The organism is Vibrio sp. M260118 (assembly GCF_036533755.1).
Lineage (GTDB): Bacteria > Pseudomonadota > Gammaproteobacteria > Enterobacterales > Vibrionaceae > Vibrio.
The window spans coordinates 1-352 of sequence record NZ_JATABG010000741.1 but is presented as its reverse complement, the minus strand read 5'-3'; the positions used below and the strand labels follow the sequence as shown (position 1 = coordinate 352).

The following is a 352-nucleotide window of genomic DNA, read 5'->3' as shown; positions in this document are numbered from 1 at the left end:
CGTTGTAACGTTTGGAAAGTCTTGTTCCAACACAGCCATGAACTTACGCGCTTTGTTGCCACTGAAATGGCTGTGCAACTGATCATCACGCTTAAGAAAAAACGGGATATCGGCAAATTGGTGTTGAGTGATTGGGGTATTGGCAAGCTTCATGGCGTACATTGGTAAAAAATGGCCGATTATCTTACCCAATTTGCGCGAGTGAGTATCAATCTAGATCAAAATTTGATGGCCAATAGCACGTTGTTATGTTTGATACAGACTGTTCAAACGGCCAAATAAAAAAAGCCCAGAGCAATGTGGCTCTGGGCGGATACAAATGAACATAGGAGTTAATAAGAAAAAGCAGCAT

General features: G+C 41.8%; 1 pseudogene. It reads right to left on the bottom strand.

Going from position 1 to position 352, the window contains the following annotated elements:
* Nucleotides 1-153: pseudogene (locus QTO00_RS20945) on the bottom strand (1-aminocyclopropane-1-carboxylate deaminase/D-cysteine desulfhydrase); the annotation flags it as partial.
* Nucleotides 154-352: the final 199 nt, after the last annotated feature.